Here is a 26,222-nt window from a genome sequence, read left to right on the forward strand (position 1 = left end):
TCTCACGAGAGTTCCGCAACCTCCTTGGTGAACTCGGCCTCGTCGATCCGTGTGCTCCGCCCGTCGGAGATCACGACGTCGCCGTCGACCATGACGATGTCGACGATCGAGCGTGATCCCGTGGTGAGTAGCGAGGCGCCCGGGTTGCGGACCGGCAACGTCGCGTAGTCGCGGTCGAAGCGGACCAGCGTGAGGTCGGCAGGCGCCCCTGTGCTCACGCCACCGATCACTTCAGGCAGCCCGAGAGCCACATTCGCTCCGCCACAGGCGATGTCGAGCATGGTCTCGAAGCCCATCAGGTCGGCGCGTTTGTGAACCGCGCGCTGCAGATACGCTCCGATGCGGAAGGTCTCGAGCATGTCCTGGGTGTCGTTGCTCGCAGCGCCATCGACCCCGAGGCCCACTCCGAGCCCGCGGTCGAGCATGGCCGGGACGGGTGCGATGCCGCTGCCGAGCCGCATGTTCGACAACGGGTTGTGCGACACCGCGACTCCCCGCTCGGCGAGGATCGACTGGCCGACGTCGTCGAGTTCGACGCAGTGGACGGCCAGCACCCGATTCCACAGGAAATCGTTGGAGTCGAGGTACTCGACGGCACCGACCCCCGCGTGCTCGAGGCACATGACGTCGTCGGTAGGCGTTTCGAGGAGGTGGATCATCACCGACATGTCGCGTTGCTCCGCGAACTCACGCAATCTCACCATCCCGGCCTCGGTGACCGATCGCGGGTTCGGAATGGCGAGCGCCACCGTGATCGGTGTCTCCGAGACCTGTTCGCGTAGGTGATCGACGTGGTCGAGGACCTCATCGAGAGGCTGCATGAGTCGCGGCTCGAACCCCCACTTGCGCGTGGCGTCCGGCCGGTCGGCGACGCCGCGGCCCAGGACGGCGCGAATACCCGTGTCGCGCAACGCCTGGATGACCGCGCCGTGGACCTCGCCGGATGGGTGGGGCCACATGTGCTCGACGACGGTGGTCGTGCCGGATCGAAGCATCTCCAGTGCAGCCGCGACCGCAGCCGTGTACGCGCGGTCCGGTGTGATGGCAACCGACTCCTCACCCACGGCCAGCAGCCATTCGAGCAACGGTGTGCACTCGGCGATTCCGCGCATGAGTGACTGCTGTAGGTGGGTGTGTGTGTTGACGAAGCCTGGGATGAGGTACCCGCCGGTCGAGATGGTCTCGGCGACAGCAGATGTCGAGGAAGCGTGCGAACCGATCGATTCGACGACGCCGTCGACCACGCGAACATCCTGATGCTCGAGCCAGATGCCTCCGGAGTACACGGACACGTCGGAGAACACCGACGTGCGGCCCACGTCGCCGGTCGCCGCGGTCATCACTTGGCGAAGTTCGCGGCGATGCGCTGGGCGATGTAGTCGCCACCGGTGATCGGCGGGTACTTGCCCGCTGCGCTCTCGATCAGGGCATCGGTGTTCGCCTGTGCGAAGTAGGCGATGGTGTAGCGAGGTCCCGTGTACTCGCCGCGGCGCGGCGCCCGCACGCGATGGAAGTTCGACGGCAGGCGGTCGTCGGACCACCGCATGAGCATGTCGCCGATGTTGCAGGTGATCGCTTCGTCGGACGGCTCGACCGGTGTCCAGGCCTGCGAGGAGGCCTCGGCTCCCGGCAGAACCTGCAGGCCGCCCTGGCCCGCGCGCTGGAACAGCAGCGTCAATGCGTCGAAGTCGGTGTGCGCGCCTGCGCGCCAGACGTTCGGCTCGTCGAGCATGGCGTCGGGGAAGGCGTAGTAGTGCAGCAAGCGCAAGGTGCTCTGATAGGTCTCGGTGCTGGGGTCGTGTGCGCGGGTGAAGAAGTCGCGGTCGAAGCCGAGTTTCTCCGCAAAGCAGCCGAGGATGTCCATCGCGAGCTTCCAGCACTTGTGCTCGAAGTCGAGGAGGGTCTGGCGGAATCCTGCGAGTTGCTCGTCGGTCGGCCAGAGGCCGTCCATGCGGGGGAGGGTGAGCTGGTAGGACTCCTTCTGGTCCGGGGTGCCCACCGACGGACGGACCTGGCTGGAGAACTCCCAGCCCGCGTTCTGGCCCTTCTTGAGCGGGAACTGCTCCTTGACATCGCGGGGCAGCGCGAAGAACTTCGCCGACATGTCGAATGCGTGATTGACCTCGGCCATGTCGATGCCGTGGTCGACGATCTGGAAGAAGCCGATATCTGTTGCGGCGGACCAGAGTTCGTCGGAAATCTCAGTGCGTCGCGCTTCGAAGTCGGCGAGGCTGATGCGGCGTACCTCACGGTCGGTGGTCTCGGTACCGAGCCCGCCCATCTGTGCCTCGCGATTGAGTTCTGTCATCGCATACGCGTCGTCGGAAGCAGTGGCGGTTGCCGAAGGGGTGTTGCTCATGGTGTGTTCTCTCTTCACGAATGAGCTCGCGTGCGCTTTTCGACGCAGGACCCGAGAGAAGGGCCGCCACGGACGCGAACATCGGGACTCTTCCCCGTTGCTACACGCGATCTCGTGGAAGCCACGATACGACAGGCGGGGCGGGTGCGCCACTCGAGCGTCCTGCTACGGGCGTGGTCAGACGACCGGGAGTCGGAGGGTCTGGTCGGGGCCGGCATCGATCGACACCGGTATCGAGCGCATCCCGCCGCGGTAGTTCGTCGACCCTCCGGAGACCACGAGCCGTAGTCGGTGGCCGGGACCGAAGCGATGGACGACTGCGGGGAGAGTGATGGTCAGCGGTTGGTGGGGATTCGAAATCCGCACCGGAGCAACGAGATTGCCGACTGTTGTCGATACTCCCGCCGCATCGACGTCGACAAGCCTGGTGAACAGCACGAGTTGGTCGGCGAGTGCCGCGCTGCTCGTCTCCGGTGCTCGCACACGCAACTGCAGCGTCGGTGCTCCGACGACATCGACGGCGGCAGGCAGCGGAGCGGTGTCCCACTGTGCGAAAGTGCCCGTGACGTCGCGTTCGGGGGCACTGATCAGTCCGAGTGCGTCGGGCTTGTCGTGTGAGGTCGGCAGTCCCGCGGGTGGCGTGGTCAGCCGCGCGGTGCCTCGACGCGGCGTCGACGAGGAGGGCACCAGGCCGTTCACCCCGGAGAGGGCGAACTCCTCGCGGTTGCCGACGTCGACAGTTGTGGCCGTCGCATAGGCGGGGGTCGCGATGCCCCGATAGTCGATCCAGTTGCGGAAGTAGGCAAAGGCGGGGCCGGTACCGGTACCGGTTCCCTTCAGATAGTGGTCGTGCCACGCCGCGGCGCGATGCATGACGTACTGGCCATCGGGGTCGGGCTTGTCGGACGAGAGGTCGCCGGGAGCGGGCGATCCCGAGTGTCCGCCGGAGAACCAGATCATCGACGTGGGGACGCCCCTCGCCGACAGTCCGCGGTGGGTGGCCAGTGCTTCTCGGAGAGTGAACAGGGTGTCCTGTTCGCCCTGCACGAGCAGTGTGGGAATTGTGATGCGATCGAGGAACGAGGCGACCGAGCCCCGTCGGAATTCATCGAGGATCGACGGGTCGACCGTTCCGGTCGTGGCCGATTGGACAAGCGCGTCGCACACTGCCGCAGGAAAGTCGGGGCAGCCTGCAAGTCGTTGCGGGTCGACAGCCGCGTGCTGGACACCGGAGACGAGTCCTCCGGCGACCAGGGTGGCGCTCCAGTTGAGCTTGACCGCACCCTGTGTCGGCGTACTGACACCGACCGTTTGGCCGGTGTTGTTGGGCGACAACGAATACGACAGGTCGTTCCAGGTCGCCATCGGCACGATCGTGTCGATCCTCGGATCGACCGAGGCGGCGGCGAACTGGATGTGGCCGCCGTAGGAGCCGCCGATCATGCCGACGCGCGGATCGTGGGAGCTGTGGGCGCCCCGATGGTCGACGCTGTCGCGTTGGACGACGTCGAGTACGGGTGCGGGCATCGTGTGTGCGGCGTCGCGGAAGGCGATGCCGTTCGCGCCGCCCAGATAGCTGACGAGTCGGGACGCGGCGTCGCCGTCCGGGGTCGGACTGTCGAACGTGATGCGGCAACCCGATCCGCCGAACCCGAGTCCGGAGTAGGCGAGTACGACGTAACCGCGCGCGGCGAACATGCGTGCCAACGGTGCCTGATCGTCTTTGCTGCCGCTGAAACCGTTGGTCGTCAAGATCGCAGGTGCACGCTTCGTCGGCGAAACACCGTGCGGGACATAGAGATCACCGATCACGTCGCAGCGCGGGCCCGAGTTGTGCATGACGTCGAAAAGGGAATCAGGAATCGTTTCGTCGACTCACTGCACCGCATGGCCAATAATGGACATGATCTAAAAACTAGATCGAGTCCAATTTAGCTGTTACGATGAAGCCCATGCAGGATCGACAGGCCCTCGGACGACAGCTCCGTGACGCGGGGATGCGGGTCACCGCCCCTCGTCTCGCGGTGCTCGAGGTCTTGGCCGCGCATCCGCATTCGACGGCCGACTTCGTCGCCCGCGGAGTGCGGAAGCAGCTCGGGGGCGTGTCGAAGCAGACTGTCTACGACGTGCTGCGTTCATGTACGGAGAGCGGATTGCTCCGTAGCATCGAGCCTGCAGGTTCTGCGGTGCGCTATGAGACACGCACCGCAGACAATCACCACCATCTCGTGTGCCGTACGTGTGGCGACATCGTCGATGTCGATTGCGTCGTCGGGTCGGCACCGTGTCTCATGCCGGACGCCGACCACGGTTACTCGATCGACGAGGCCGAGGTGACGTTCTGGGGTCAGTGTCCAGCCTGTCGCGCCGTCGGAGCCGGATGACTGATCTGTCACACACCAGCTCGACCGCAACAGCTCAACCACGACAACAGTTCTCACACACTTCCAGGAGATGACCATGGCTATCGAACCCGCATACACGATCTCGTCGACAGCAACCGGAGGTGGTCGCGATGGTGAGGTCGTATCGGCGAGTGGGCAGATCGATCTCGACCTGCGGCCGCCCAAGGAGCTTGGCGGTAGTGGAGAGGGCAGCAACCCCGAGGAGCTCTTCTCGGCCGGATATGCAGCCTGTTTTCTCGGTGCGCTGCGGGCAACCTCCAAGAACGCGGGATCGCCGGTGCCCGACGAGTCGACGGTGACCGTCACAATCGGCATCGGTAAGGACCCGGCCGACGGCGGGTTTGCGCTCGTCGCCGACATCGAGACCTACATCCCCGGCGTCGACGAGGCGAAGGCGAAGGAACTCGCCGAGGGCGCGCACGCCTTCTGCCCGTACTCGAAGGCAACGAAGGGCAACATCGCCCACAACCTGACGGTCCGCGTCTGAGCAGCTGACGCGACCGTTGCGAGTCCGGCGCCACAGCCCGGCGCCGGACGTACGTCACGACCCGCCCACCGGCGGGCAGACATGAGAGAAGGAGTCACACAATGACGAACACTCCGATCACGAGCACGTTGACCGATGAGCAGAAAGCGATCACCGGTCATGCACTGCAACAGACGCTGGTCGACCTGATCGATTTGTCCCTGGTGGCCAAGCAGGCGCACTGGAACGTCGTCGGGCGGAACTTCCGCTCGGTTCATCTCGAACTCGACGAGTTGGTCACCGTGAGCCGCGAGTTCACCGATCAGGCCGCAGAACGTGCGACAGCCATCGGGGTCTCGCCTGACGGCCGGGCGGAAACCGTGGCCAAAACGGCGGGCACCACCGGATTCGGCGACGGATGGACGTCGGACACCGAGGTCATCGCATCGATCGTCGACAACCTCAAGGCAGTGATCGCCGGTCTGCGCACGCGGATTGACGAGACGGAGGACGCCGATCCGGTGACCCAGGATCTGCTGATCTCGTTCGCCGCGAAGCTGGAGCAACTCCATTGGATGTGGCAGGCACAGATCGCCTGAACCGGGTGTCCGGTAATCAACAACGGAGGATCATCCGCACGGTAGCGTCGAGTGCGTGAATGATCTGGGGGTCATGGTCGGTTTGGGGCTCATTGCAGCCACCGTCGCGACCATTGCATATGTCCGAACCCGCGAGCGCGAGGCCGATAGGTTGGCCCGCGCCGCGGGTTTGGCGCGTGAACTGCGTGAACTCGCCGACGGCGATCCCGTTCGTCTCGCGGCCCTCGACGAGTACGAGGTCTCGCTCTATCAGAGGCTGTTCTACTCGTCGACTGTGACGCCGCGCCTTCGTGCTGCGGCTTGGGCGCTTCTCGCGGCCGTGCTGGCCGCAGCGGCGGCGGTGGCCTCGCGCGGAGACGGGCTGGTGATCGGTGCGGTGCACATCGGCGCGATCGTGCTCGCGGTGCTCTTCGGAGTGGCGGCGGTGGTCTACGGCGTGCTCGCGATGATCCATGTCGCGACCACCCCGCGCGTCTCCTTCAGCGAGTCCTACAGCGACCCCGACGAGGACGCACCCGCAGGTCAGGATCGGGCGGCGTCGGATCCGGCCCCGTCCGACGCAGGCCCAGCCGATGATGCGTCGAACGACGTGGGAGTTGTGTCGGCGCGCGCAGAGGTGACGAGCGCACGAGCGTCGTCTGCGAAAGCCGACTAGCGAGTCGGTACGACTAGCCGGCCTGTTCGGCGAAGCGTCGGCGATAGGTCGCAGGCGAGACGCCGACCGCGGACGCGAAGTGGTGACGCAGCAGCGTCGCAGATCCCAGGCCCGACTGCGTGGCGATCTGTTCCATCGGCAGTGACGTCGTCTCGAGGAGTCGTCGAGCATGCGCGACGCGCTGCTCGGTGAGCCACTTGTGGGGCGAGACCCCGACCTCGTCGCCGAATCGCCTGGCAAATGTGCGCGGCGACATGTGCATTCGGGCGGCCATGTCGTCGACGCGGATGTCGCGGTCGAGGTTCTCGACGAGCCAGTCGAGCATTTCGGCGAAGCCCGCCGACCCGCACACCGGGACCGGGGTCTGGACGAACTGTCGCTGACCGCCATCGCGATGCGGAGCGACGACCATCCGTCGCGCGATCAGATTCGCGGCTTCGTGGCCGCACTCCTCGCGAACGAGGTGCAGAGCGGCGTCGATACCCGCAGCGGTGCCCGCGCTGGTGGTGATCGGACCGTCGTCGACGAAGAGGACGTCGGTGTCGACACGAGCCGTCGGGAACATTCGCGCGAGTTTCTCGCCGTAGGCCCAGTGCGTGGTGCAGCGTCGGCCGTCGAGTAACCCGGCAGCACCTGCGACGAATGCGCCAGAGCACACGGTCAGTACTCGCCCGCCGTTGTCGACGACCGCGCGGACGGTGTCGAGGACCTCGTCGGGATACTCGCCGCTCGTACTGCCACCCGGAATGGCGACGAGGTCGACGTCGCGCGCGGCGTCAAGGCTGTGTGATGCGACGATCCCGGCGCCGTTGCCGATGCTGAGTGGCAGCGTCGGATCGGGGGCGCAGATGCGGAAGTCGAACGCCGGGACGCCGTACCCCGTGCGATCGAGGCCGAAGACCTCGTTGAGAACGCCGAATTCGAACAGTGCGACCTGGCCGTGCAGGATCGCCGCCACCTTGCTGAGCACGCAACCAGTATGGCAGAAAATTATCGATTGTTGGCTTTAGTGCCACTGGTGGCCGGATCTGCGCGGACAGATGATTTCGGACATGACATTCTCCGACGTTCTCCTCCTGGTCTTCCTTGTCGCGGTCTTCGTGCTGCCGGTCATCTATGCGGTGATCCGCGTGCACTGGGATCGCGATCTACCCGCCATACCGTTCGGCTTCGACCACCCGGGAGGACACATCGATCGCGTCGGTGGGTCGGCGACGCGGCCGGGCGGTGCAGACGCAGAGCGCATCGCCGACGAGTTGTCTGTGTTGTATCTGCGGCGTCGCGACTGCGCATGATCTTTGCCGACACGGACATCGAAGCCACGAGCATGAATGCTGTCATGATTGTTAGGTTGGGTGCGGAGCCAGACGTGGCGTCGGGTCGAGGTGAGGGAAAGAGGCGAATCGGTGATCTCACGTGGACGAGTGCTCGCCCTCGTCGCCGCGCTCGTCGTCTTCGCGCTCCTGACCACAGCGTCGACGCTGCCACGCGTGACCGACATCGCGGTGTACACGACCCCTGCTCCGGGCCCGCAGGTGGTGAATTCGGCCGATTCTCCCTCTATCGCGTTGAGCAGCAAGGTGTTCCGCAGCTCGCGTGATGCAGTGGTGGTCACCGATTCGGCTACCCCGGCTCAGTGGGCACAGGTGTCCGAGACTGCCGCGAGGCGTCATGTCCCGGTGTTCGCTACGCGGCCGGCCACGAGTTCGGCGGTCGACGGCGAACTCCGCCGGCTCGGTGTGCGAACCACATGGGTCGTCGGTACGGGCGCGACCGGCCTCAGCGCGTCGACGCGCCCGGCGGATCTCTCCCGGGTGTCCGGAAATCGGCCGCCAAGCGGTCCGCGACCGGTCGCCTTCGTGGCGGGCCCTGCCGACGGAGACCTCGCTGCCACTGCCACCGCGAGCGGAGTGCGACTCGTCGACGTCGCCGCGCCGGATCCGCGCGCCAGCGGCGAGGCGGTTCAGGTGCTGCGTGACGCGCGTGGCAGCGTCCCGGTGATTGCTCTCGGCGGCGCATTCGGCGACACCGGGACTTTCGCACGGAACGTGGAGCAGGCGGTGTCGGTGCCCGAGGTGCCCGGCGGCGGGCAGCTCGTCGGGGTCGGCAGACGAATGGTCGCACTGTACGGTTCGCCTGGCTCGCCCTCGCTCGGTCCGCTCGGGCGCCAGGATCTGCAAGCCACCATCGCGCGTGTCAAGGGCGTTGCGGCCCAGTACCAGAAGGTGAGCCGAGAGAAGGTTGTACCCGCTTTCGAGATCATCGTGACCGTGGCATCGGCGTCGCCGGGTGACGGTGGCGCGTACACGTCGATGATCGACCCCGCAGTGGTCCGACCGTGGGTGGAGGCGGCAGGTAGGGCGGGAATCTATGTCACGTTGGATCTGCAGCCGGGTCGGATGGACTTCCTCACCCAGGCCAAGCGATACGCCGACCTCCTTGCGATGCCGCACGTGGGTCTCGCACTCGACCCGGAGTGGCGTCTCAAGCCCGACCAGGTGCATCTGACGCAGATCGGTTCCGTCGGGGCTGCCGAGGTCAACGCGACGTCGCAGTGGCTCGCCGGGCTGACCCGCCAGCGGCGGTTACCGCAGAAACTCTTCGTGCTGCATGAGTTCGACACGGACATGCTCGCCAATCGCGGGCAGATCGTGACGACCCGTCCAGAACTGCAGACCGTGATCCACGCCGACGGACACGGCATTCCGTCAGTGAAGATGGACACCTGGAATCGTATTCTCGTCGACCTGCCACGAAATGTGGCGATGGGGTGGAAGAACTTCTACACCGAAGACACCCCGATGCTGACTCCCGCACAGACGATGAGGGTCAAGCCGACGCCATTTTTCGTATCCTTCCAGTGATCTCTGCGGGCATGCGCACAAATCGTGACGCGATGACTCACATTTTGTGACGGGATGTCGAGGGCCGTGCATCGTCGTGCTGCCGCGGGTTAGAGTAAATCTGCAAGCCGATGACCCCAGATTCCGTTCCGCGCGTCGCGTGTCGATGTGAGGTGTATTCAGCCTGACCCAACTCCGGTCGGGCCGCCGCTGCATGTCATCGATCCTGCTACGAGTGCCCTGTGAAAGTGCTTGAAGGGCAGTCGATCTGGGAAGAGGTGGCATCTGTGTCGGCGTGTCACGCAGATGGACATTCATCCGAAATCGTCGCTAGCCTCAGCAGCATGTCTGGTCAACAACACAGCGACGGACGAATTGTCGTACGCAACGTGAACGTTTTCGATGGTTTTTCTGATTCGATTTCCGGGCCTTCTGACGTTGTTATCGAAGGTAACCGAATTGGTTCTATCTCGTCGAACCCTGTCGGTGAGAAACCGGGACTTTCGACTCTGGAGATCGACGGATCGGGCGGATTCCTCATGCCGGGCATGACCGATGCCCACGTGCATCTGATGGGAAACGCCAACAACTATCTCGATTTCGTGATGGGTGCTACGGGGCTTCTTTTCGGGAACACCATTGCAGAGGCTCGACGGATGCTCTTGCGCGGATTCACCACTGTGCGGGATATGGGTGGCGATACCGCACCGGTCAAGACTCTCATCGACAAGGGCGAGTTCGAGGGACCGCGGATCTATCCGAGTCAGGCGATGATCTCCCAGACGTCGGGGCACGGCGACTTCGCCTTCGTGTACGAGACGCCCTATGAGTTCGGGGGCGGCCCGAGCCGTACCGACTCGATAGGGTTCACGCGGGTTGCCGATGGTGTGAGCCACGTGTTGGCGGCGGTGCGTGAGCAGCTCCGCAAGGGCGCGTCGCAGATCAAGCTCACCATCGGGGGTGGGGCGGCGTCGATGTACGACCCGCTCTACACCTTGCAATTCACCCCGGAGGAGATGCGGGCTGCAGTGCAGGCCGCCGAGGACTACGGCACATACGTCGCGACCCACGTGTACACCGTGGAAGGCATCCGTCGGGCCATCGACGCCGGAGTCCGCTCGATCGAGCACGGGCACCTCGCCGACGAACAGACCGTGGCTCTCATCGGGGAGAAGGGCATCTGGTTGTCGATGCAACCCTTCTTCGAGCATGACCACAGCTACCCCGACGCGAACCGTCCGGAGAAGAACCGCCAGATCTGCAACGGGACGAGCAACGTGTACGAGTGGGCGAAGAAGTACGGGGTCAAGACAGCGTGGGGCACGGATCTGCTCCTCGAACCGGAGTCGGCACCCCGACAGAGCGAGATGGCCGCGCGGCTGGGCGAGTTCTACTCCAACCTCGACGCTCTCAAAATGCTCACGTCGGGCAACGCGGAGCTGTTCGCGATGTCAGGTGAGCGCGATCCTTACGGTTCGGCACCGCTGGGCGTCGTGAAGGAAGGCGCGTGGGCGGACCTGATCATTGTCGACGGCGACCCGATCGCCGACATCTCACTCATCTCGGATCCGGCGAAGAACTTCTCGCTGATCATGAAGGACGGCCGGGTGGTCAAGAACACGCTGCCCGTCGCTGATCCTGCCACGGCGTCGAAGTGAGTCGGTGACATGTCTGAGTCAGCGCGCGATGCCACGTTCTCGCCGGACGATCAGGCGACGGCTCCGATCGCGGTCCAGGGTGTGCCCGAAGGCGACGTGCTCCTCCGGGCGGAGGCGATAGGGGTGCGGGCGTCGTGGGGGCCCATCTACGGTCCGACCGACGTCACCATCCGCGAGGGCGGGCTCACGGTGTTGGTCGGGTCCGGGGGGCGTGGGCGCACGGCGCTGCTGCTGACCCTGGGTGGACGGATGCGGCCGTCGTCGGGAAAGTTGCATGCCTTCGGGAAGACGAACAACGCCCAATACCTGTTCTCCCGGGCTGCGATCGCCTGGATCGACGAGGTGGACGGTATCGAACAGACCATCAGAGTCCGCGACGTGATCACCGAGCAGATCCGTTGGGCGGCAAAGTGGTACAAGTGGGTACCGCGAGCAACTCCGGCCGACATGGAACGTATCTGCCGGCCGGTGTTCGGGCCCTACTCGCTTCCCGACATCGATGACTTCGTCGAGGAACTGCCGGAGTTCACCGCCGCCCTGCTGCGTATCGCGGTGGCGAACATCCGCCGCCCACCGCTGCTCGTGGTGGGCGGCGTCGACAGGCTCACCAGGATCGACAGCGCCCAGAAACTCATCGACCGTCTCGCCGCTCTGGGCGAGACCCAGACGGTCGTCACCGCAGACGTGAACGGCACGTTTCCCGGTGCACGCGTGCGCGACGTCATCGATGTACACCACCTGACCGACCACGAGTTCGTCGAACTCGAGACCGAGGACCCTGCCTGATGCTCGCTGCATTTTCTCCCGGTAGCGATTTCAAACGCTATTACCGCGGCCGGATGCCACGTCTGGCGCTCATCGTCATCATCCTGATGCCGCTCATGTACGGCGCGTTGTATCTGTGGGCCTTTTGGAATCCGTTCAATGCGGTCGACAAGATTCCGGTGGCACTGGTCAACGCCGACGTCGGCACCACGGTGCAGGGAAACAAACTCGACGCGGGTGCCCAGGTCGCCCAGGGGTTGATCGACTCCAAACAGCTGGATCTGCACGAGGTCTCCGAACAGCAGGCCGCCGAAGGCGTGCGTGACGGCAAGTACTACTTCTCGATCACGTTGCCGAAGGACTTCAGCGAATCGGTTGCCTCTCCCACCGGGGACAATCCGCATTCCGCACGACTGATCTTCACCTACAACGATGCGAACAACTATCTGTCCACGGTGATGGGACAGGATGCCGCCCAGCAGGTGGTGAACAAGGTGAGTGCGCAGGTGGGGGCGCAGACTTTCGACATCGTGTTGACCGACGTCAGCAAACTGATTCCGAAACTCAAAGAAGCCCAGGCCGGTGTCAACCAACTGAATGCGGGCATGAAGACCGCCAACACCGGCGCACACGAGCTCTCCACCAATCTCGTCACGGCGAAGAACGGCGCGGGGCAGCTCGCCGGCGGACTGAACCAGCTCGACTCCGCCGTGACCAGTGCGACAGATCCGATTCTCGCTGCGCTCGACAATTCGGGTGGGACGGGTATCTCGTCGGCCGAGCTGACCGCGGCCGCGAATCGCCTCGGCACCAACACACAGACCGTCTCCACTCAATTGGTCAACGCTGCGACGACGCAGTCGCAGGCGAGCCAAGCCCTCGACGGCGTCGTGGCCCGACTGCAGGCGAGCAGTGACCCGAACCTCAGAGCGCTCGCGGGCGCGTTGTCGCCCGCGCAGACCTACCTGCGGACCGAAGGACTCGGACCCGACGCGAACAACCAGCTCACCCAGGTCAAAACCGATGCGGTGTTGCTCTCGGCGCAGATGAACAATCCACAGAGTCCGGTCCGGCAGGCGCTCTCCCTGCTCGAGAGCGGCAGGCTCCGTAGCGACGTGATCGCAGCGCGCACCGCGGCGAACGAACTGAGCAGTGGAGCCGATCAATTGAGCTCCGGTCTGGTCGAGCTCAGCGATGGCGCCAACCAATTGGCCTCCGGCACAACGCAGCTCGCCGCAGGCACGCAACAGCTCGCCGGCAAGGTCAACGACGGTGTCAAGGAGATCCCGAAGTGGTCGGAGAAACAGAAGGAGCAGTTCGCGAACGCGCTGTCGCAACCTGTCGCGCTGCACGAGAACACGCTGAACGAGGCCAAGACATTCGGTACCGGCTTCACCCCGTTCTTCTTCGGACTGGCGCTCTTCGTCGGTAGCATCATCGCCTGGATGCTCTTCACACCGCTCCAATCGCGACCGATCGCTCAGGGGCTCAACTCGTTTCGCGTGGTGCTCGCGTCCTACGCGCCGACGTTCTTCGTCGGGTTCCTGCAGGCGACGATTCTCTATCTCGTGGTGGTGCTCGCGATCGGGCTGCGTCCGACACATCCGTGGGCGACCTTCGGGTTCATGCTTCTGATGGTCGCGATGTTCCTCGCGATGATCCAGATGTTCAACGCATTGTTCGGGCCGGCGGTCGGGCGCGTGGTGACCCTGGCATTCCTGATGATCATGCTGACGTCGGCAGGTGGCATCTATCCGGTGCCCACCACGACGAAACCCTTCCAGTACATCCACTGGGTGGATCCGATGACCTACACCGTCACCGGGCTTCGACAGTTGACGGTGGGGGGCGTCGACTCCCGCTTCTGGGTGTCGTTGGTCGTCGTGGCCGCGCTGACCCTGGTCTTCCTCGCGGTCTCCACCTGGGCGGCGCGTCGGGACAGGCAGTACAACATGGATCGCCTGTACCCGCCGGTAGAGGTCTGAGGAGGGATCGACGGATCAACGCCACACGTCTGAGAACATCTCGGGTTCGTGCGAATCCTGTTCCGCACCAACGCCTCTGAAGAACCACTCATCCCAATCGTCATCAAAGGAGAATTGCGATGTTCCAAACACATCACACGCACAGCCGGTTCAAGACCAACATCAACGATTCACTTGCCCTCCCGGTCTTCTCGAGGGACGGTGAGGCGACGACGATCTCGAAGTTCGCGATCCCGGCGGAGCCGATGCTGCCGGAGACCGCCTATCAGATCGTTCATGACGAAGCCATTCTCGACGGCAACGCGCGACTGAACCTGGCCACGTTCGTGACGACCTGGATGGACGATCACGCGAACCGGATCTATGCGGAGACCTACGACAAGAACTCGATCGACAAGGACGAGTATCCCGCGACTGCGGCGATCGAAGAACGCTGCTGGAAGATCATGGCCGATCTCTGGCATGCCCCTGACCCCACGAACACGATCGGAACCTCGACCGTCGGATCGTCGGACGCCTGCATGTTCGGTGGTCTGGCGCTCAAGCGGAAATGGCAGGAGAGGCGGAAGGCCGAGGGCAAGCCGACCGACAAACCCAACCTCGTGCTCTCCGCGGCAGTGCAGGTGTGTTGGGAGAAGTTCTGCAACTACTGGGATGTCGAGGCGCGGTTCGTCCCGTGTACCCCCGAGCACGTGCTCTTCGACGGCACAGACCTCGAGAAGTACGTCGACGAGAACACCATCGGGGTCGTCGCCATCATGGGAGTCACCTACAACGGTCTCTATGAGCCGGTGAAGAAGATCGCCGCCAAGCTCGACGAGATCGAGAAGGACACCGGCCTCGACATCAAGATTCACGTCGACGGCGCGTCAGGCGGATTCATCGCACCGTTCTGCCAGCCGGAACTCGAGTGGGATTTCCGGGTGCCGCGTGTGGTCTCGATCAACACCTCCGGGCACAAGTTCGGTCTCGTCTATCCCGGTATCGGGTGGGTGGTGTGGCGCGACAAGGAGGCTCTGCCGGAAAGCCTTGTCTTCCACGTCAGTTACCTCGGCGGCGACATGCCGACCCTGGCGCTCCCGTTCTCGCGACCGGGCGCGCAGATCCTGTTGCAGTACTACAACTTCCTGCGTCTGGGATTCGAGGGATATCGGCAGGTTCAGCAGGGATCTCTCGACGTCGCGCAGTATCTGTCGAAGCACATCGGCGAAATGGCACCGTTCGAGTTGATCAGCAAGGGAGACACCATTCCCGTCTTCGCCTGGAAGCTCAAGGACGGCTACACCGACAAGTGGACGCTCTACGATCTCGCCGATCGTCTACGTCTCTCGGGATGGCTGGTCCCCGCGTATCCGATGGCCGACAACATGTCTGATCTGACGCTGCAGCGCATCGTCGTGAAGAACGGGATGAGCCACGACCTCGCAACCGCGCTGCTCACCGAGATCACCACGCAGGTCGCCTTCCTTGACGATCTCACCGGCCCGCTCCCCAAAGAAGGGCAGCATCCGGGGTTCAGTCACTGATGCGGGGGTCCGGGCGGCCGGCGGCGCGCCGGTCACCCGGACTACGCGATGATCGCCGAATCGATGTCTGCATGTCTACGAAGAGTGGGTATCCGTCGTGAGTACGACCGTCCTCGACAGCAGTGACTGGCGCCGATCGCTGTTGACACCCACACTGCGAAAGCAGTGCTGGGGCTTCATGATCGGATCAGCGCTGTTCGCGTTGGGATCGGCGCCGTGGCTTGGTATCTGGATGGGTGCTGCCAATGCCAACATCTGCTACTTCATCGGCGCCTGGTTCTTCACCGCCGCCGCCTTCGTGCAGCTGATGCTCAGCGGCGCGGTGACGGTTCCGGTCGACTATTCGCCAGGAACCATGGTCCGCGCCGAATGGCTCAGCGCTGCAACGCAGTTCTTCGGAACTCTCATGTTCAACGTCAGTACCGGGTCTGCACTCGCTGCACACTCGATCGCCTCGGAGAAACACCTCGTGTGGTCGCCGGACGCGGGTGGATCGGTGGCATTCCTCATCAGTGGCGCGTTCGCGATCGTGGCCTACAGTCGCGTCAACAAGGCCTGGCAACCCGGAGATGTCAACTGGTGGTCGGTGCAGATCAACATGGTGGGGTGTATCGCCTTCGGCGTGAGTGCGTACGGTGCCTACATCACTCCGAACGGCAACACCGTCGACAATGTCCTCGCCAACAGCTGCACCTTCATCGGCGCCGTCTGCTTCTTTGTGTCCTCGATGATCGTGCTGCCGCGCAATTCGGCACGCAGTACGTCGTCGACGACCGAGGGGAGATGATATGACATGACGGATCCCGACGATCTCCCCGGTAGTCTCGATCAGCAGCGGGTTCACGACTGGCATCACCGCCTGGGCACGACAAACCAGTTGGGCAGCAACCGCTCTCGACGACTTCACCGTCAGGGGCGCTCCGGCGCCGACAACTACATGCCGACCTTCACACTCGATGCCGACGGCGATCCCGCGGACTTCGACGAGTATCTCTTCTGGCGGCCCCTCTCGCTGGTGGTGACGTATGTGTTGCTGCGAACCCCGGCAACCATGAGCCGGACGTCGGCGCGGATAGCCGAACGGCACTCTCCCTACGTCCTGTTCGGGACAACCGATGCTCTCGTGCACGGGCACGTGATCGCAGGTGGGCGTGAGCACTCGTATGCGAGGTCGAATCCCTTGGCCGCACTGTCGATGTCGCAGCCCTTCGCGGTGACGAACGATTCGGTGGCGGAGTTCTCGAGTGTCTGGGTGCCCGCGGAGATGGTCGACGCGGACGATCTCGCAGGATCGGATCCCGTGATCGCCGACTCGCCGTTGTCACGCGCGACCGCGGTCTTCCTACGAAACTTCGCTCATGATGTCGCGGTGCGAGGGGCCGACGTCGACGTCGACACCGAGATGGCAGCGATAGACCTGCTGCGCTCCACCCTCAATCCGCACCGTGCTCGCACGATCAGCGCGCTCGACAGTCCGACGATCCTGCGTGAGCGGGTCTCGGAGGTGATCGACCGGAACTACCGCGATCCCGCGTTCGATGCCGACACCCTTGCGGCGATGCTGCATCTCAGCCGGCGGCAACTCTATCGACGGCTCTCGGACTTCGATGAGTCGCCTGCCGAGATGATCGCGCAGAGACGCCTCGACAAGGCGCACGAGTTACTTTCGTGCACAGGTACATTCGGACTCAAAGCCGTCGCACGGGCGTCGGGGTTCTCCTCCGTGGCGACGTTGCGCAACCGGTTCGCGGCACGATACGGGATGACTCCCGTTGAGTTCAGACATCAGACCGGATTCAGACATCAGGCGGACTCCGATGACAACTGAAGCACCCTCGGACGGACTGTGCCGCATCTCGGCGAGCGAGGCCCATCGAAGGAGGAACGCCGGAAGCCCACGCCGGTCTGGTGCCGGAGGTTTGACGCCGTCGGATGTGGCGCGCTGGCGATCGGAGCTCGGACTGTCGTATGCGGCGTCGGCGCCCGACGTCTATTCCGGGATGCCCGGCCTCCTACGCTACTCAGGCCACGCGAGTGCGTGGGCTGACGACGCAGATGCCTTTGAGGCACTGGTGTACCAACGTGCGTTGTCGAGTGTGCGCGTACGCGCCGAACTGTCCACCGCGCGTCGGATCCGTCGCTCGGAAGCCTCCATCGAGCGCTCGAAGAGCGGGTTGATCGCAGTCGTGCTGAACGGATCGGGCGCGAGTCACCTCGAGCAGTTCGGGCGGGTGCACACGATCGGACCCGATGAGGTGGCGATCATCAGAATGGATGTGCCGTTCACCAGTTGGACGACGTCGGTCTCGGATTCCACGGCGGTGCTCATTCCCGAGGTCGAGCTCGGGGCGGTGCAACGGTGCGATGATCGAGTGCTCCGCGGAGTTCCGGATGGTCCATTGACAAGGGGAACAGCGATGTTCCTGCGACGCTTCGTCGCCGACGCCGCCGTCGGCCTGCATCCCGACCCGGACCCGGATACCGAGCGTGTGGTCATCGACCTGATACGTGCGACGCTGAATCGGCAGGACCACGACGCCCGGCGACTGCTCGACAACGCACGGTCGGTGAAGGACGCCGTACGCGACCTGATCGAGAAGCGATTCGCCGACCCCGCGTTCTGCGCAGACACGCTCGCGCGGGAGCTATTCATGAGCCGACGCCACCTGTATCGACATTTCGACGCCGAGGATGCGACGCCTGCCCGGCTGATCGCCGCCCGGCGCCTCGCCCGCGCGCGCGAACTGCTCGCGGAGGAAACCCCTGTGCCGCTGCAACAGATCGCGCTACGGTCGGGATATGTCTCCGCGAGCACGCTGCGGAGTCGCTTCAGGGCCGAGTACGATCTCTCTCCCCGCGAGTATCGCGACATCGTCGCTGCTCAGAGAGCGGCCGGGATGGTCTGCTCGGGTCTTGTGAATCATGGCCATCCCGTCGAGGACGAGGTAACGAAAGTGAGGTCCCCGAGATCGGACGGAATTCGACTGGATGAGTGAGTTGTTGACGCCTGGCGTCGTAGATGCGTGGCGCCGCCGCGTGGGGGTCTCGGCGACACCCGGTCCCAACCGGACACGACGGCTTCACCGCGTCGGTGCCGGGGGACTGGCGGAGTACATGCCGGCACTGGACGTCACACCACTCGGCAGTAGCGCCGAGTGGGAGGAGTACGCCTACTGGCGTCCGCTGTCGGTGCTCATGACCTTCGCGTTGCTGCGGACGCCGTGCGCGACTGCGAGGACCGAGCGACTCATCGGCGACTACCCGTCGGACTTCGTCGTCGTGGCGACGCAGCGACTGCCGGTGTCCGCGACCCTTGACCTGGACGGCCAACTCTGTACGTTGGGCGCCGATGACCGACTGGTGATCGTCGACAACAGGGCTCCGTACACGTACAGATCTTCGGTTGTGGCCGACCCGGTGGGAATCTGGGTGCCGACAGAACTGCTCGCGAGCGAACTGGAGCCCGGGGCGGGTGCGCTGAGCCCGATTGTCTTAAGCACACCTTTCGCGAGCGCTGTGGCTTCGTTCATCACAAACCTCGCTTACGCGTCAGCGGTCCGCGGCGCCGATATCGATTTGGAAACCGAACTCGGTGCCGTCGACCTGGTGCGAGCCGTGATACGCCAACGCACTCTGAGAGCGCTACGGGAGGGGGACAACGCAAGTTTCGTTCGTGAAGCAGCGATGCGATTGATCGACGAGAACTATCGCGATCCCGATTTCGACGTCGACGAGATCGCCCGGCGGCTCTATATGAGTCGTCGCCAGCTGTACCGGCAGTTGGCGACGGCGGGATTCTCGCCTGCGGAATCGATCGTCGAACGACGCCTCGAACTCGCGCATCGCATGCTGGCCGACAGTGACGGACTCAGTGTCGCCCACGTCGCGAAATCGGCAGGCTTTGTCTCGACGGGTGCTCTGCGAAACCGTTTCCGAGCGCGTTATGGTGTGACCCCCAACGAGTTTCGGCAGAAGGTGGCCCGGTCATGACCGCCGATGCGCCGGTGCGTCTCGATAGCGACGCGATCGCGGCGTGGAAGCGCTCGTTGGCCGCAGCCGAGCCCGACACGTCGATGACATTGCGCGGTGAACAAGGAGTCGAGCAGTATTCGGCGGCCTTCGGGCGGGTGGCGGTACGAGATCCCCGGGCATTCAGCGTCACTGTCTTTTACCGACCACTGTCAATCATCCACGCGCTGTGTGAACTGTCGACGCCGCGACAGACCACGAGAACAGCAGAAGACGTCGAGGCCCAGGCGCACATGCCCCTTGTCATCGCGGCAGTGCATCGTCTGCACGGGACACTCCGCCTCACGCAGTACGGAACCGAAAAGCGCTACGGGTCCGACCAATTGGTGCTCACCAGCACCGCGAGCCCCTTCGTCGGAAGGTTCGACACGGTATGCGAATTGCTGATGATCCCTGCCGACAGAATGGGTCCGGAGTTGAACTCGCCGACGGGGCATGTCCTGCCATCGGTTGCGACGTCGACGTTCGGTGCGGCCACGGCAGCCTTCGTCCGGGCGTTGGCTGTGGAAGCGGCAGCGCAGGGTCGGCACATCGACGAGGAGGACGAACTCGCCGCGATCAGCCTGATCCGCACTACTCTCGGGCACGACACGGCATTGCCGACACACAACTCTCGTGCGGTGCTGGCTGCGGCCCGCGAGGCGATCGACCGGCACTTCGCCGATGCCGATTTCACCGCAGACTCTGTGGCCGAGCTTCTCGGGATCGGGCGACGTCAGTTGTATCGACATTTCTCCGGTAGTGGACAGACACCTGCCCAGTGCATCTCCGATCGACGTCTCGAACACGCTCGCCAGCTGATCGAGACACACCCCGCGATGACGGTCGACGCCGTTGCGCACGGATCGGGCTTCACCTCGTCGGCGACGCTGCGCAATCGCTTCCGCCAGGAGTTCGGCATGAGCCTGCGTGAGTACCAATTGAGGCAACAGCACCGTCGAGATGTCGAGGAGGACGAGGACGGGGAACGTCGGCGTGACACACACGCCTGGATGTGAGTTACTCGAAGCATGACCGCATCGACGGACCTCGAAACCCTGCGTACCCGTGTACGGGAACTGATGCCCCAGACCAGAAACGATCTCGTGGAGATGGTCGCTTTCAAATCGGTCTTCGATCCGGCAGGTGAGCCGCCGCCGGACTGCGACGCGATGGTCGAGTGGCTGATCGCGGCGTTCGCCAACCTCGGTGTGAGCGATGTCGAAGCCCATGTGACCTCCGACGGCAGTAAAGCCGTGACCGGCCACATCCCCGGCCCGCCCGACGCGCCGACCGTATTGCTCTACTTCCATCACGACGTGCAACCGCCGATGGACGAAGGCGGCGAGTGGAAGTCGCCCGCCTGGACGCTCACCGAGCGTGACGGACGGTGGTACGGGCGCGGTGCCGCCGATTGCAAGGGCAACATCGCGGTTCATCTGACGGCCCTGCGCGCACTCGCGGGCGAAGCCTCGGTGAACATCAAGATCATCGGCGAGGGATCGGAGGAGCAGGGCTCCGGGGGCATCGAGAACTTCGTCCCAGAACATCCCGAACTACTCGCAGCCGACGCCATCCTCATTTGCGATTCCGGGAACTGTGCTGTCGGACAGCCGACGCTGACGACGAGTCTGCGGGGCATCGCGAACGTGGTCGTCAGCGTCGAGACATTAGAATCTGCAATGCATTCCGGCATGTTCGGGGGTGCTGCTCCCGACGCGCTGGCCGCGCTGATCGCCATGCTGGCCAGCCTGCGTGACGAGCACGGGAACACCACCGTCCGCGGCCTGGACTCCACCCAGGAGTTCGACGGCATCGACTATCCCGCAGAGAACTTCCGACGCGACGCGACCGTCCTCGACGGTGTGGATGTCGTTGGCTCCGGCCGTATCTCAGACATGGTGTGGGCGAGACCCGCCGCCACTGTCCTGGGTATCGACTGCTCGCCGGTTGCCGGATCGTCTGCCGCGGTGACGCCGCGTGCGCGTGCCCGCATCAACCTCCGGGTACCGCCCGGGATGGATGCGAAAGCCGCGCAGGACGCACTGATCGCGCATCTGCAAGACGTCGCACCGTGGCACGTGAGGGTCTCGTGCGAGCGCGAGGCCATCGGCGCGCCGTTCTCCGGATCGACCGAGGGGCCCGCCTTCGACGCACTGGTCGACGCGATGGGTGCCGCCTACGGACGCGATGTGGTGATGCAGGGGCAGGGCGGGTCGATCCCGCTGTGCACAGTGCTGCAGGAGACCTTCCCCGACGCCGAGATCATGCTGCTCGGTGTCGAGGAGCCGTCGTGTCTGATCCACGCACCGAACGAGAGCGTCGACCCATCGGAGATCGAGAATCTCGCGCTCGCGGAGGCGCTGTTTCTGCGCGATTACGCCACGAAGTAGCCGCTCACAGCAGTGGCGGAACGGTCGGATCCACGGGGACCTCGATGAGCGTGGGACCCGTGCGATCCGCGGCTTCATCGAGGGCGCGGCGCACCTCGACGGCGCTGCGCGCCACCACGCCCGTGACGCCGTAGCCCTCGGCCAGACGCGCGGTGTGCAGACTGGGGAGATCGAGGCCGGGCACATTCGGTGACTTCTCCTGTGCACCGAAAGATTTGAGGATGGCGTACTCGGCGTTGGCGAGGACGAGGATCACCAGCGGCAGCGAGTGCTGCGCCGCAGTATAGAGAGCCTGGATCGTGTACTGGATCGACCCGTCTCCCATCACCGCGAGGACGGGTCGATTGCGCCCCGAATCCCGTTCTGCGAGAGCGATTCCTACGCTCGCAGGGAGTCCGATGCCCAGCGCGCCGCTGGCAAAGGTGAAAAACGAGTCTGGCTCGGTGATCGGCCATTCTGCATGGAGGTCGGCGAGGTTCGACGGAGACTCCTCGACGAGTACGGTCTCGGCCGGAACGTGGGCGCGAACGATGGAGAACAGCGCTCTCGGTGTCAGTGGTGTGGTGTCGTCGCGGTCATCCGTGACAGCCGCCGGTTCGGCGCAGGGATGCGGTGCCATGCGGTGTTCGCGACACACGATCGACGCGGTGGATTCTCTCGTAGTGACCAGTGCGCTGAGTGATTCGAGCGCAAGTACCGGGTCGGAGATGAGGCTGTCACCGACGGGCGCGCGGGAGGATTCGCCCGGATCCGAGGTGATGTGCAGCAATCGAGAGCCCTCGGGGATGTAGTCGCCGGGAACCCACGGGTAGTAACGGAAGACCGGAGCGCCCACCACGAGGATGACGTCATGACCGGCGAGGGTGGTGGACAGTGGACCCTGCGCGAACGGTAGACCACCCGCATAGAGGGGATGGTCCTCGGGAAAGGGTGCACGTTCGGATGCCGGTGCGGCGTAGACGGGCGCTCCCACACGTTCGGCGAGCGCGACCGCCTGTGCCCACCCGTCGCCGCGTGCGATGTCGGCGCCGTACACCACGACCGGATTCTCGGCGTGCGAGAGTGCATGAGCGAACTCGGCGATGCGCGTCGGGTCGGGAGCGACCCTCGTTGCCACCTGTCGGATCGCCGCGGGCGTGGCGATCTCGGTATCCCAGTCGTCGAGCGGCAACGACAGGAAGACCGGACCCGCGGGCGGTTGCAGTGCGGTGGCCACGGCCCGCATGAAAGCGGCGGGGATGTCCTGTGGGCGCACGGGTTGATAAGCCCATTTGGTCCACGGACGTGTGAGCTCCTCGGGGGCGGGATTGGTCAACCACGGCTCGAGGAGCAGCATGTCGCGTGTTTGTTGGCCAGCGGTGACGATCAACGGCGTGTGGTTGGCGGCCGCGGTGAGTAGACCGCCCATCGCGTTGCTGACCCCGGCGGCCGTGTGCACGTTGACCAGTACCGGACGACGCATGGCCTGCGCGTATCCGTCGGCGGTCGAGATGACGCTCTCCTCGTGGAGTAAGAGAATGAAGTCGAAGTCGTCCGGAAAGTTCTGCAGGAACGTTTCCTCCGTCGACCCCGGATTGCCGAACACCGTGGTGATCCCGAGTTCGCGCAACAGTTGATAGGTGGCTTCCCGGACCGTTGTCATGACTGATTCCCTTCGATGTGAGCGCTCGCCGATGCGTCGTCGCCGAGACGAGTAGGAGGTCAGACGACGTCGTCCAGACCGCTGAATCGTTGCAGTAGAAGTCCTTTGAGCTCCGGCCTACTCGCCGCCACGAGAGTGAACGTCGCCTCGCGCGACAACCTGTCGGCGTCGCTACCGGCGATCAGCGCGCGTCCGCCCTCGGCGGCGACCAGTGCCGCAGCCGCGTCGACGGCGAGTTGCGCGCCGTCGGCCCGCGCAGCGAGCAGAGCGCCGGCGTCGTCGAGCGAGTTGTCGAGGCGGGTGCGGATCTCGCTACCCCGCTCGCGGAGGCGGCGTGCCGGCCTGGTGGCACCGGCGCGGTCGAGCAGCGCTGCGCACCGACGGAGGATGCCGAACGGCAGGGTGCCGTTGAGGCGGATTCCGGTGTTCTGGGTGGCGAAGAAATCGTCGAGGGCGACGCGGCTGACGACCAGCGCATCGGGGACGGACAGGGAGTCGATGCGCAGGCTGACGGTGTGCGAGGCATTTCCCGCGGCGAGGCGCATCGGTGAGACCGTGATCGCCGACGACATCGGGTGTGTCGGGACGATCGCGGCTATCACGTCGTCGGTGTCGACATCGCGTGCCGAGATCTGCAGCACGTCGATGCTGCCCCATCCGCTGACGAACGGCGCGTAACCGGAGAAGACCCAACCGTCGGCGGTGCGGGTTGCGCTCATGCGTGGCGGTGTCGGCACGGCGCCCGCGTAGGCGACGCCGCCACGGATGCGCCCCGACACCGCGTCGTCGAAGAGTTCGTCGCGGAGCGCGTCGTTGGTTGTCACCGCCAGCGAGAGGACGACACCGTGGTGCTGCAGCCAGGTGAAGGCGGTCGAGAGGCAGCCACTGGTCAGGGCCTCGATGATTTCGATGACCTGGGTGAACTCGAGTCCTGGTCCACCCGCCGTCTCCGGTGCGGCGATTCCATAGAGTCCGGCGTCGGCAAGCGCGGTCCAGTGGATGGGGGGTACCTCCCCGGTCCGATCGACCTCGGCGGCGGCGGGGAACAGCAGATCGTCGGCGATCCGGTACGCAGAATCAATCAGAGTGGTGGGGCTTGGCCGAGTGTCCACCCGACCGAGCGTAACCCGCCGGCCGAAGCGAGATGGCGGGTCCGCTCTTGTCGTGCGGGCGAGATCACGCGCCCACGAGGCCTGGTGTCAGACCGTGCACAGCGGTGAGTAATCCGATCGTCCGCCAGTGATCGGTGAAATCAGGAATGTGCAGGAGTTGAATCCCAATGATTCGGTCTTCAGTCGCAGCATGTGCAACTGAGTGTTGCTGATGACCTTGTCGCGGGACAGAACGAAACCCGACAGTCGGAACGGATCGCCGACGATGGCGTATTCATACGGGCCCGTGGGGTTCTTGCCGTCAGCCACCCACGCGATCACGTAATTCGGGAATGACCCGGTGTTGATGGTGTTCGGGATTCCCGGAAAGGAAACCGCGAGTGCGGCATTGCTCTTCTTCGGGTCGACGACGGTCGCTTTGCCCTTGATGCCGTCGGGCTGTCCGGTGAAACTCGTGCACTTGTTGTCGACGCCGACCGTCGTCGCATTGATCAGGGTGTAGGTGGCGTTGGTGTCCTTGGCGCAGCGGAAGCCGTAGAACGCAGGGATGGTCGCCTGCTGCCACCAGGTCCCGAGGTAGCGCTCGACGTCGAGGTTCTTGACCGGTTGCAGTGTGGTGTCGGCGTGGGCGGGCGCGACGTTCGAGAGCAGCGCTGTGACGACCGCGAGCAGCATGGTGGTGAGGGCGACGAGTATCCGGGCGGGGCGGTGCGTGTGCATCGGGGGACTCCTGGGATCGAGTGGGCGTTCTTCACCGAACGCTGGTGCATTCGACGCCGCCGGGCAGACGGATGGGTTGATCGGCGCGCGCGATTGTGTGTCTGCCGAGACAGCGAAGCGGGCGGACCCGAAGAGGGTCCGCCCGCCGGGCGTAGCGATGGCCGCGCGTCAGACGACGTCGGGTTGCCAGGTGGCCACCGCCCAGATGACGATGAGGTCGAGGACGATGATGAGGATCGCCCACCACGGGTTGTAGGGGAGCCACAGGAACTGCGTGATGATCGAGAGGGACGCGATGATGATGGCCGAGACCCGTGCCCATCCTGAGCCGACCGCGAGTCCGCCCGCGACGATGATTGCGATGATGCCGACGATCAGATGAATCCAGCCCCACGTGGTGAGGTTGAACTCGTAGATGTAATCGGGAGTGGCGACATAGATGTCGTCGCCCGCGATTGCAGAGATTCCGGCGAAGATTCCGACGATGCCGCCACGAACAAAAGTGCAGCCGCCACGACGGTGATTCCGAAAGCGGTTCCTTGTTTTGTTTCGTACTTCTCGAACTCACTACTCATGTGCCCGTACCTTTCGCATGTAGATTCCGATGATGGTCGCGCTGGTCGAGAGGTGATTGTTCTGCTGTGGACATTAGTGACCACAGTGGCAGATGTGGCCCTTTCGCGGTGTAGTGATGCCAAACCTTGTCTCAAAAACCGCTTTCCGAGTCCGATATCCGTCACACGTGTGCGGTGGCATCCGCTCCACAGGCCTCAGATCACCCGGTCCGCCGCTGCCGGGATCGGATCGCTGCCAGTGGATCCGGCATCGTCCTGACCAGCCGATTTAGTGGGTGGGCACTCTCGGGGGTAAGCTATCGCAGGTTGCACACGGGGTGTGGCGCAGCTTGGTAGCGCGCTTCGTTCGGGACGAAGAGGTCGTGGGTTCGAATCCCGCCACCCCGACTGGAGGATGACGGCAGTGCCGCGTCCGAGAGCACTTCTTGTGGTTGAGAAGTAGAGAGACCCTGACCCGGAGCGATCCGGTCAGGGTCTCTTTTTCTGTGCAGTGTCTACTTGTGCGGTCTCG

23 protein-coding genes, 1 tRNA gene and 1 pseudogene are annotated in these 26,222 nt (G+C 64.4%); 17 read left to right on the forward strand and 8 right to left on the reverse strand.

Annotation, left to right across the window (positions count from 1 at the left end; all coding sequences use genetic code 11):
* Window positions 1-2 precede the first annotated feature (2 nt).
* From GOACH_RS04955 to GOACH_RS04965, 3 genes are all read right to left on the reverse strand, one after another.
* On the reverse strand, window positions 3-1,340 hold the full coding sequence (locus tag GOACH_RS04955) for an amidohydrolase family protein (RefSeq protein WP_005171492.1): 1,338 nt from the start codon (window positions 1,338-1,340) through the stop codon (window positions 3-5).
* A complete protein-coding gene (locus GOACH_RS04960) occupies window positions 1,340-2,359 on the reverse strand; it encodes an isopenicillin N synthase family dioxygenase (protein ID WP_005171494.1) in 1,020 nt (339 codons plus the stop codon). The genes GOACH_RS04955 and GOACH_RS04960 overlap by 1 nt, the downstream gene beginning before the upstream one ends.
* Before the next feature lie 177 nt (window positions 2,360-2,536).
* Window positions 2,537-4,198: a CocE/NonD family hydrolase gene (locus GOACH_RS04965; protein ID WP_005171497.1), complete on the reverse strand. Its 1,662-nt coding sequence runs from the start codon at window positions 4,196-4,198 to the stop codon at window positions 2,537-2,539.
* 113 nt (window positions 4,199-4,311) lie between these two features.
* On the opposite strand from GOACH_RS04965, the gene GOACH_RS04970 reads away from it, so the two are divergent.
* The 4 genes from GOACH_RS04970 to GOACH_RS04985 all read left to right on the forward strand — a co-directional run bounded on the left by GOACH_RS04970 (window position 4,312) and on the right by GOACH_RS04985 (window position 6,484).
* Window positions 4,312-4,743 (forward strand): Fur family transcriptional regulator, encoded by a 432-nt coding sequence (locus GOACH_RS04970; protein WP_005171499.1) that lies wholly within the window; start codon window positions 4,312-4,314, stop codon window positions 4,741-4,743.
* Between the two features lie 76 nt (window positions 4,744-4,819).
* Window positions 4,820-5,251, forward strand: a complete 432-nt coding sequence (locus GOACH_RS04975) for an organic hydroperoxide resistance protein (protein ID WP_005171501.1) — start codon at window positions 4,820-4,822, stop codon at window positions 5,249-5,251.
* Window positions 5,252-5,352: 101 nt separating this feature from the next.
* Window positions 5,353-5,829: a Dps family protein gene (locus GOACH_RS04980; RefSeq protein WP_005171503.1), complete on the forward strand. Its 477-nt coding sequence runs from the start codon at window positions 5,353-5,355 to the stop codon at window positions 5,827-5,829.
* Window positions 5,830-5,902: 73 nt separating this feature from the next.
* Window positions 5,903-6,484, forward strand: coding sequence for a hypothetical protein (locus GOACH_RS04985; RefSeq protein ID WP_040517783.1), 582 nt, complete (start codon window positions 5,903-5,905; stop codon window positions 6,482-6,484).
* Between the two features lie 13 nt (window positions 6,485-6,497).
* Here GOACH_RS04985 and GOACH_RS04990 read toward each other — a convergent pair whose 3' ends face one another.
* Window positions 6,498-7,454: a GlxA family transcriptional regulator gene (locus GOACH_RS04990; protein WP_005171509.1), complete on the reverse strand. Its 957-nt coding sequence runs from the start codon at window positions 7,452-7,454 to the stop codon at window positions 6,498-6,500.
* Between the two features lie 82 nt (window positions 7,455-7,536).
* Here GOACH_RS04990 and GOACH_RS04995 point away from each other — a divergent pair, with 82 nt between their 5' ends.
* From GOACH_RS04995 to GOACH_RS05050, 12 genes are all read left to right on the forward strand, one after another.
* On the forward strand, window positions 7,537-7,779 hold the full coding sequence (locus GOACH_RS04995) for a hypothetical protein (protein ID WP_040517784.1): 243 nt from the start codon (window positions 7,537-7,539) through the stop codon (window positions 7,777-7,779).
* Window positions 7,780-7,890: 111 nt separating this feature from the next.
* Window positions 7,891-9,348: a hypothetical protein gene (locus GOACH_RS05000; RefSeq protein ID WP_005171512.1), complete on the forward strand. Its 1,458-nt coding sequence runs from the start codon at window positions 7,891-7,893 to the stop codon at window positions 9,346-9,348.
* A gap of 323 nt (window positions 9,349-9,671) precedes the next feature.
* Complete coding sequence (locus tag GOACH_RS05005) at window positions 9,672-10,985, forward strand: metal-dependent hydrolase family protein (protein WP_005171514.1); 1,314 nt, start codon at window positions 9,672-9,674, stop codon at window positions 10,983-10,985.
* Window positions 10,986-10,994: 9 nt separating this feature from the next.
* A complete protein-coding gene (locus GOACH_RS05010) occupies window positions 10,995-11,771 on the forward strand; it encodes an ATP-binding cassette domain-containing protein (RefSeq protein WP_005171517.1) in 777 nt (258 codons plus the stop codon).
* Entirely contained in the window at window positions 11,771-13,735 is a 1,965-nt protein-coding gene (locus GOACH_RS05015) for a YhgE/Pip domain-containing protein (RefSeq protein ID WP_005171519.1), read from the forward strand. Before GOACH_RS05010 ends, GOACH_RS05015 begins: the two co-directional genes overlap by 1 nt.
* A gap of 119 nt (window positions 13,736-13,854) precedes the next feature.
* Complete coding sequence (gad, locus tag GOACH_RS05020; RefSeq protein WP_005171521.1) at window positions 13,855-15,261, forward strand: glutamate decarboxylase; 1,407 nt, start codon at window positions 13,855-13,857, stop codon at window positions 15,259-15,261.
* Between the two features lie 97 nt (window positions 15,262-15,358).
* Window positions 15,359-16,048: a hypothetical protein gene (locus GOACH_RS05025; RefSeq protein ID WP_005171523.1), complete on the forward strand. Its 690-nt coding sequence runs from the start codon at window positions 15,359-15,361 to the stop codon at window positions 16,046-16,048.
* Between the two features lie 6 nt (window positions 16,049-16,054).
* The gene (locus tag GOACH_RS05030) at window positions 16,055-17,089 is read left to right on the forward strand and encodes an AraC family transcriptional regulator (RefSeq protein ID WP_005171525.1); all 1,035 of its coding nucleotides are present in this window, start codon (window positions 16,055-16,057) and stop codon (window positions 17,087-17,089) included.
* Window positions 17,079-18,257, forward strand: coding sequence for an AraC family transcriptional regulator (locus tag GOACH_RS05035; protein ID WP_245551823.1), 1,179 nt, complete (start codon window positions 17,079-17,081; stop codon window positions 18,255-18,257). Before GOACH_RS05030 ends, GOACH_RS05035 begins: the two co-directional genes overlap by 11 nt.
* Window positions 18,250-19,251, forward strand: coding sequence for a helix-turn-helix domain-containing protein (locus tag GOACH_RS05040; RefSeq protein WP_005171528.1), 1,002 nt, complete (start codon window positions 18,250-18,252; stop codon window positions 19,249-19,251). Before GOACH_RS05035 ends, GOACH_RS05040 begins: the two co-directional genes overlap by 8 nt.
* Window positions 19,248-20,288: a helix-turn-helix domain-containing protein gene (locus GOACH_RS05045; protein WP_005171530.1), complete on the forward strand. Its 1,041-nt coding sequence runs from the start codon at window positions 19,248-19,250 to the stop codon at window positions 20,286-20,288. Before GOACH_RS05040 ends, GOACH_RS05045 begins: the two co-directional genes overlap by 4 nt.
* 12 nt (window positions 20,289-20,300) lie before the next feature.
* A complete protein-coding gene (locus tag GOACH_RS05050) occupies window positions 20,301-21,662 on the forward strand; it encodes a dipeptidase (protein WP_005171533.1) in 1,362 nt (453 codons plus the stop codon).
* Window positions 21,663-21,666: 4 nt separating this feature from the next.
* On the opposite strand, the gene mdlC is transcribed toward GOACH_RS05050, so the two are convergent.
* From mdlC to GOACH_RS24205, 4 genes and pseudogenes are all read right to left on the reverse strand, one after another.
* Entirely contained in the window at window positions 21,667-23,304 is a 1,638-nt protein-coding gene (gene mdlC, locus GOACH_RS05055) for a benzoylformate decarboxylase (protein ID WP_005171537.1), read from the reverse strand.
* Between the two features lie 59 nt (window positions 23,305-23,363).
* Entirely contained in the window at window positions 23,364-24,416 is a 1,053-nt protein-coding gene (locus GOACH_RS05060; protein ID WP_005171540.1) for an acyl-CoA dehydrogenase family protein, read from the reverse strand.
* An 87-nt stretch (window positions 24,417-24,503) separates the two neighbouring features.
* Complete coding sequence (locus tag GOACH_RS05065; RefSeq protein WP_005171543.1) at window positions 24,504-25,136, reverse strand: lipocalin family protein; 633 nt, start codon at window positions 25,134-25,136, stop codon at window positions 24,504-24,506.
* Between the two features lie 168 nt (window positions 25,137-25,304).
* A pseudogene (locus tag GOACH_RS24205) lies at window positions 25,305-25,711 on the reverse strand (DUF7144 family membrane protein).
* A 313-nt stretch (window positions 25,712-26,024) separates the two neighbouring features.
* On the opposite strand from GOACH_RS24205, the gene GOACH_RS05070 reads away from it, so the two are divergent.
* Window positions 26,025-26,098, forward strand: a tRNA-Pro gene (locus GOACH_RS05070).
* Window positions 26,099-26,222 lie beyond the last annotated feature (124 nt).

It is taken from the genome of Gordonia aichiensis NBRC 108223, assembly GCF_000332975.1.
Taxonomy (GTDB): Bacteria; Actinomycetota; Actinomycetes; order Mycobacteriales; family Mycobacteriaceae; genus Gordonia; species Gordonia aichiensis.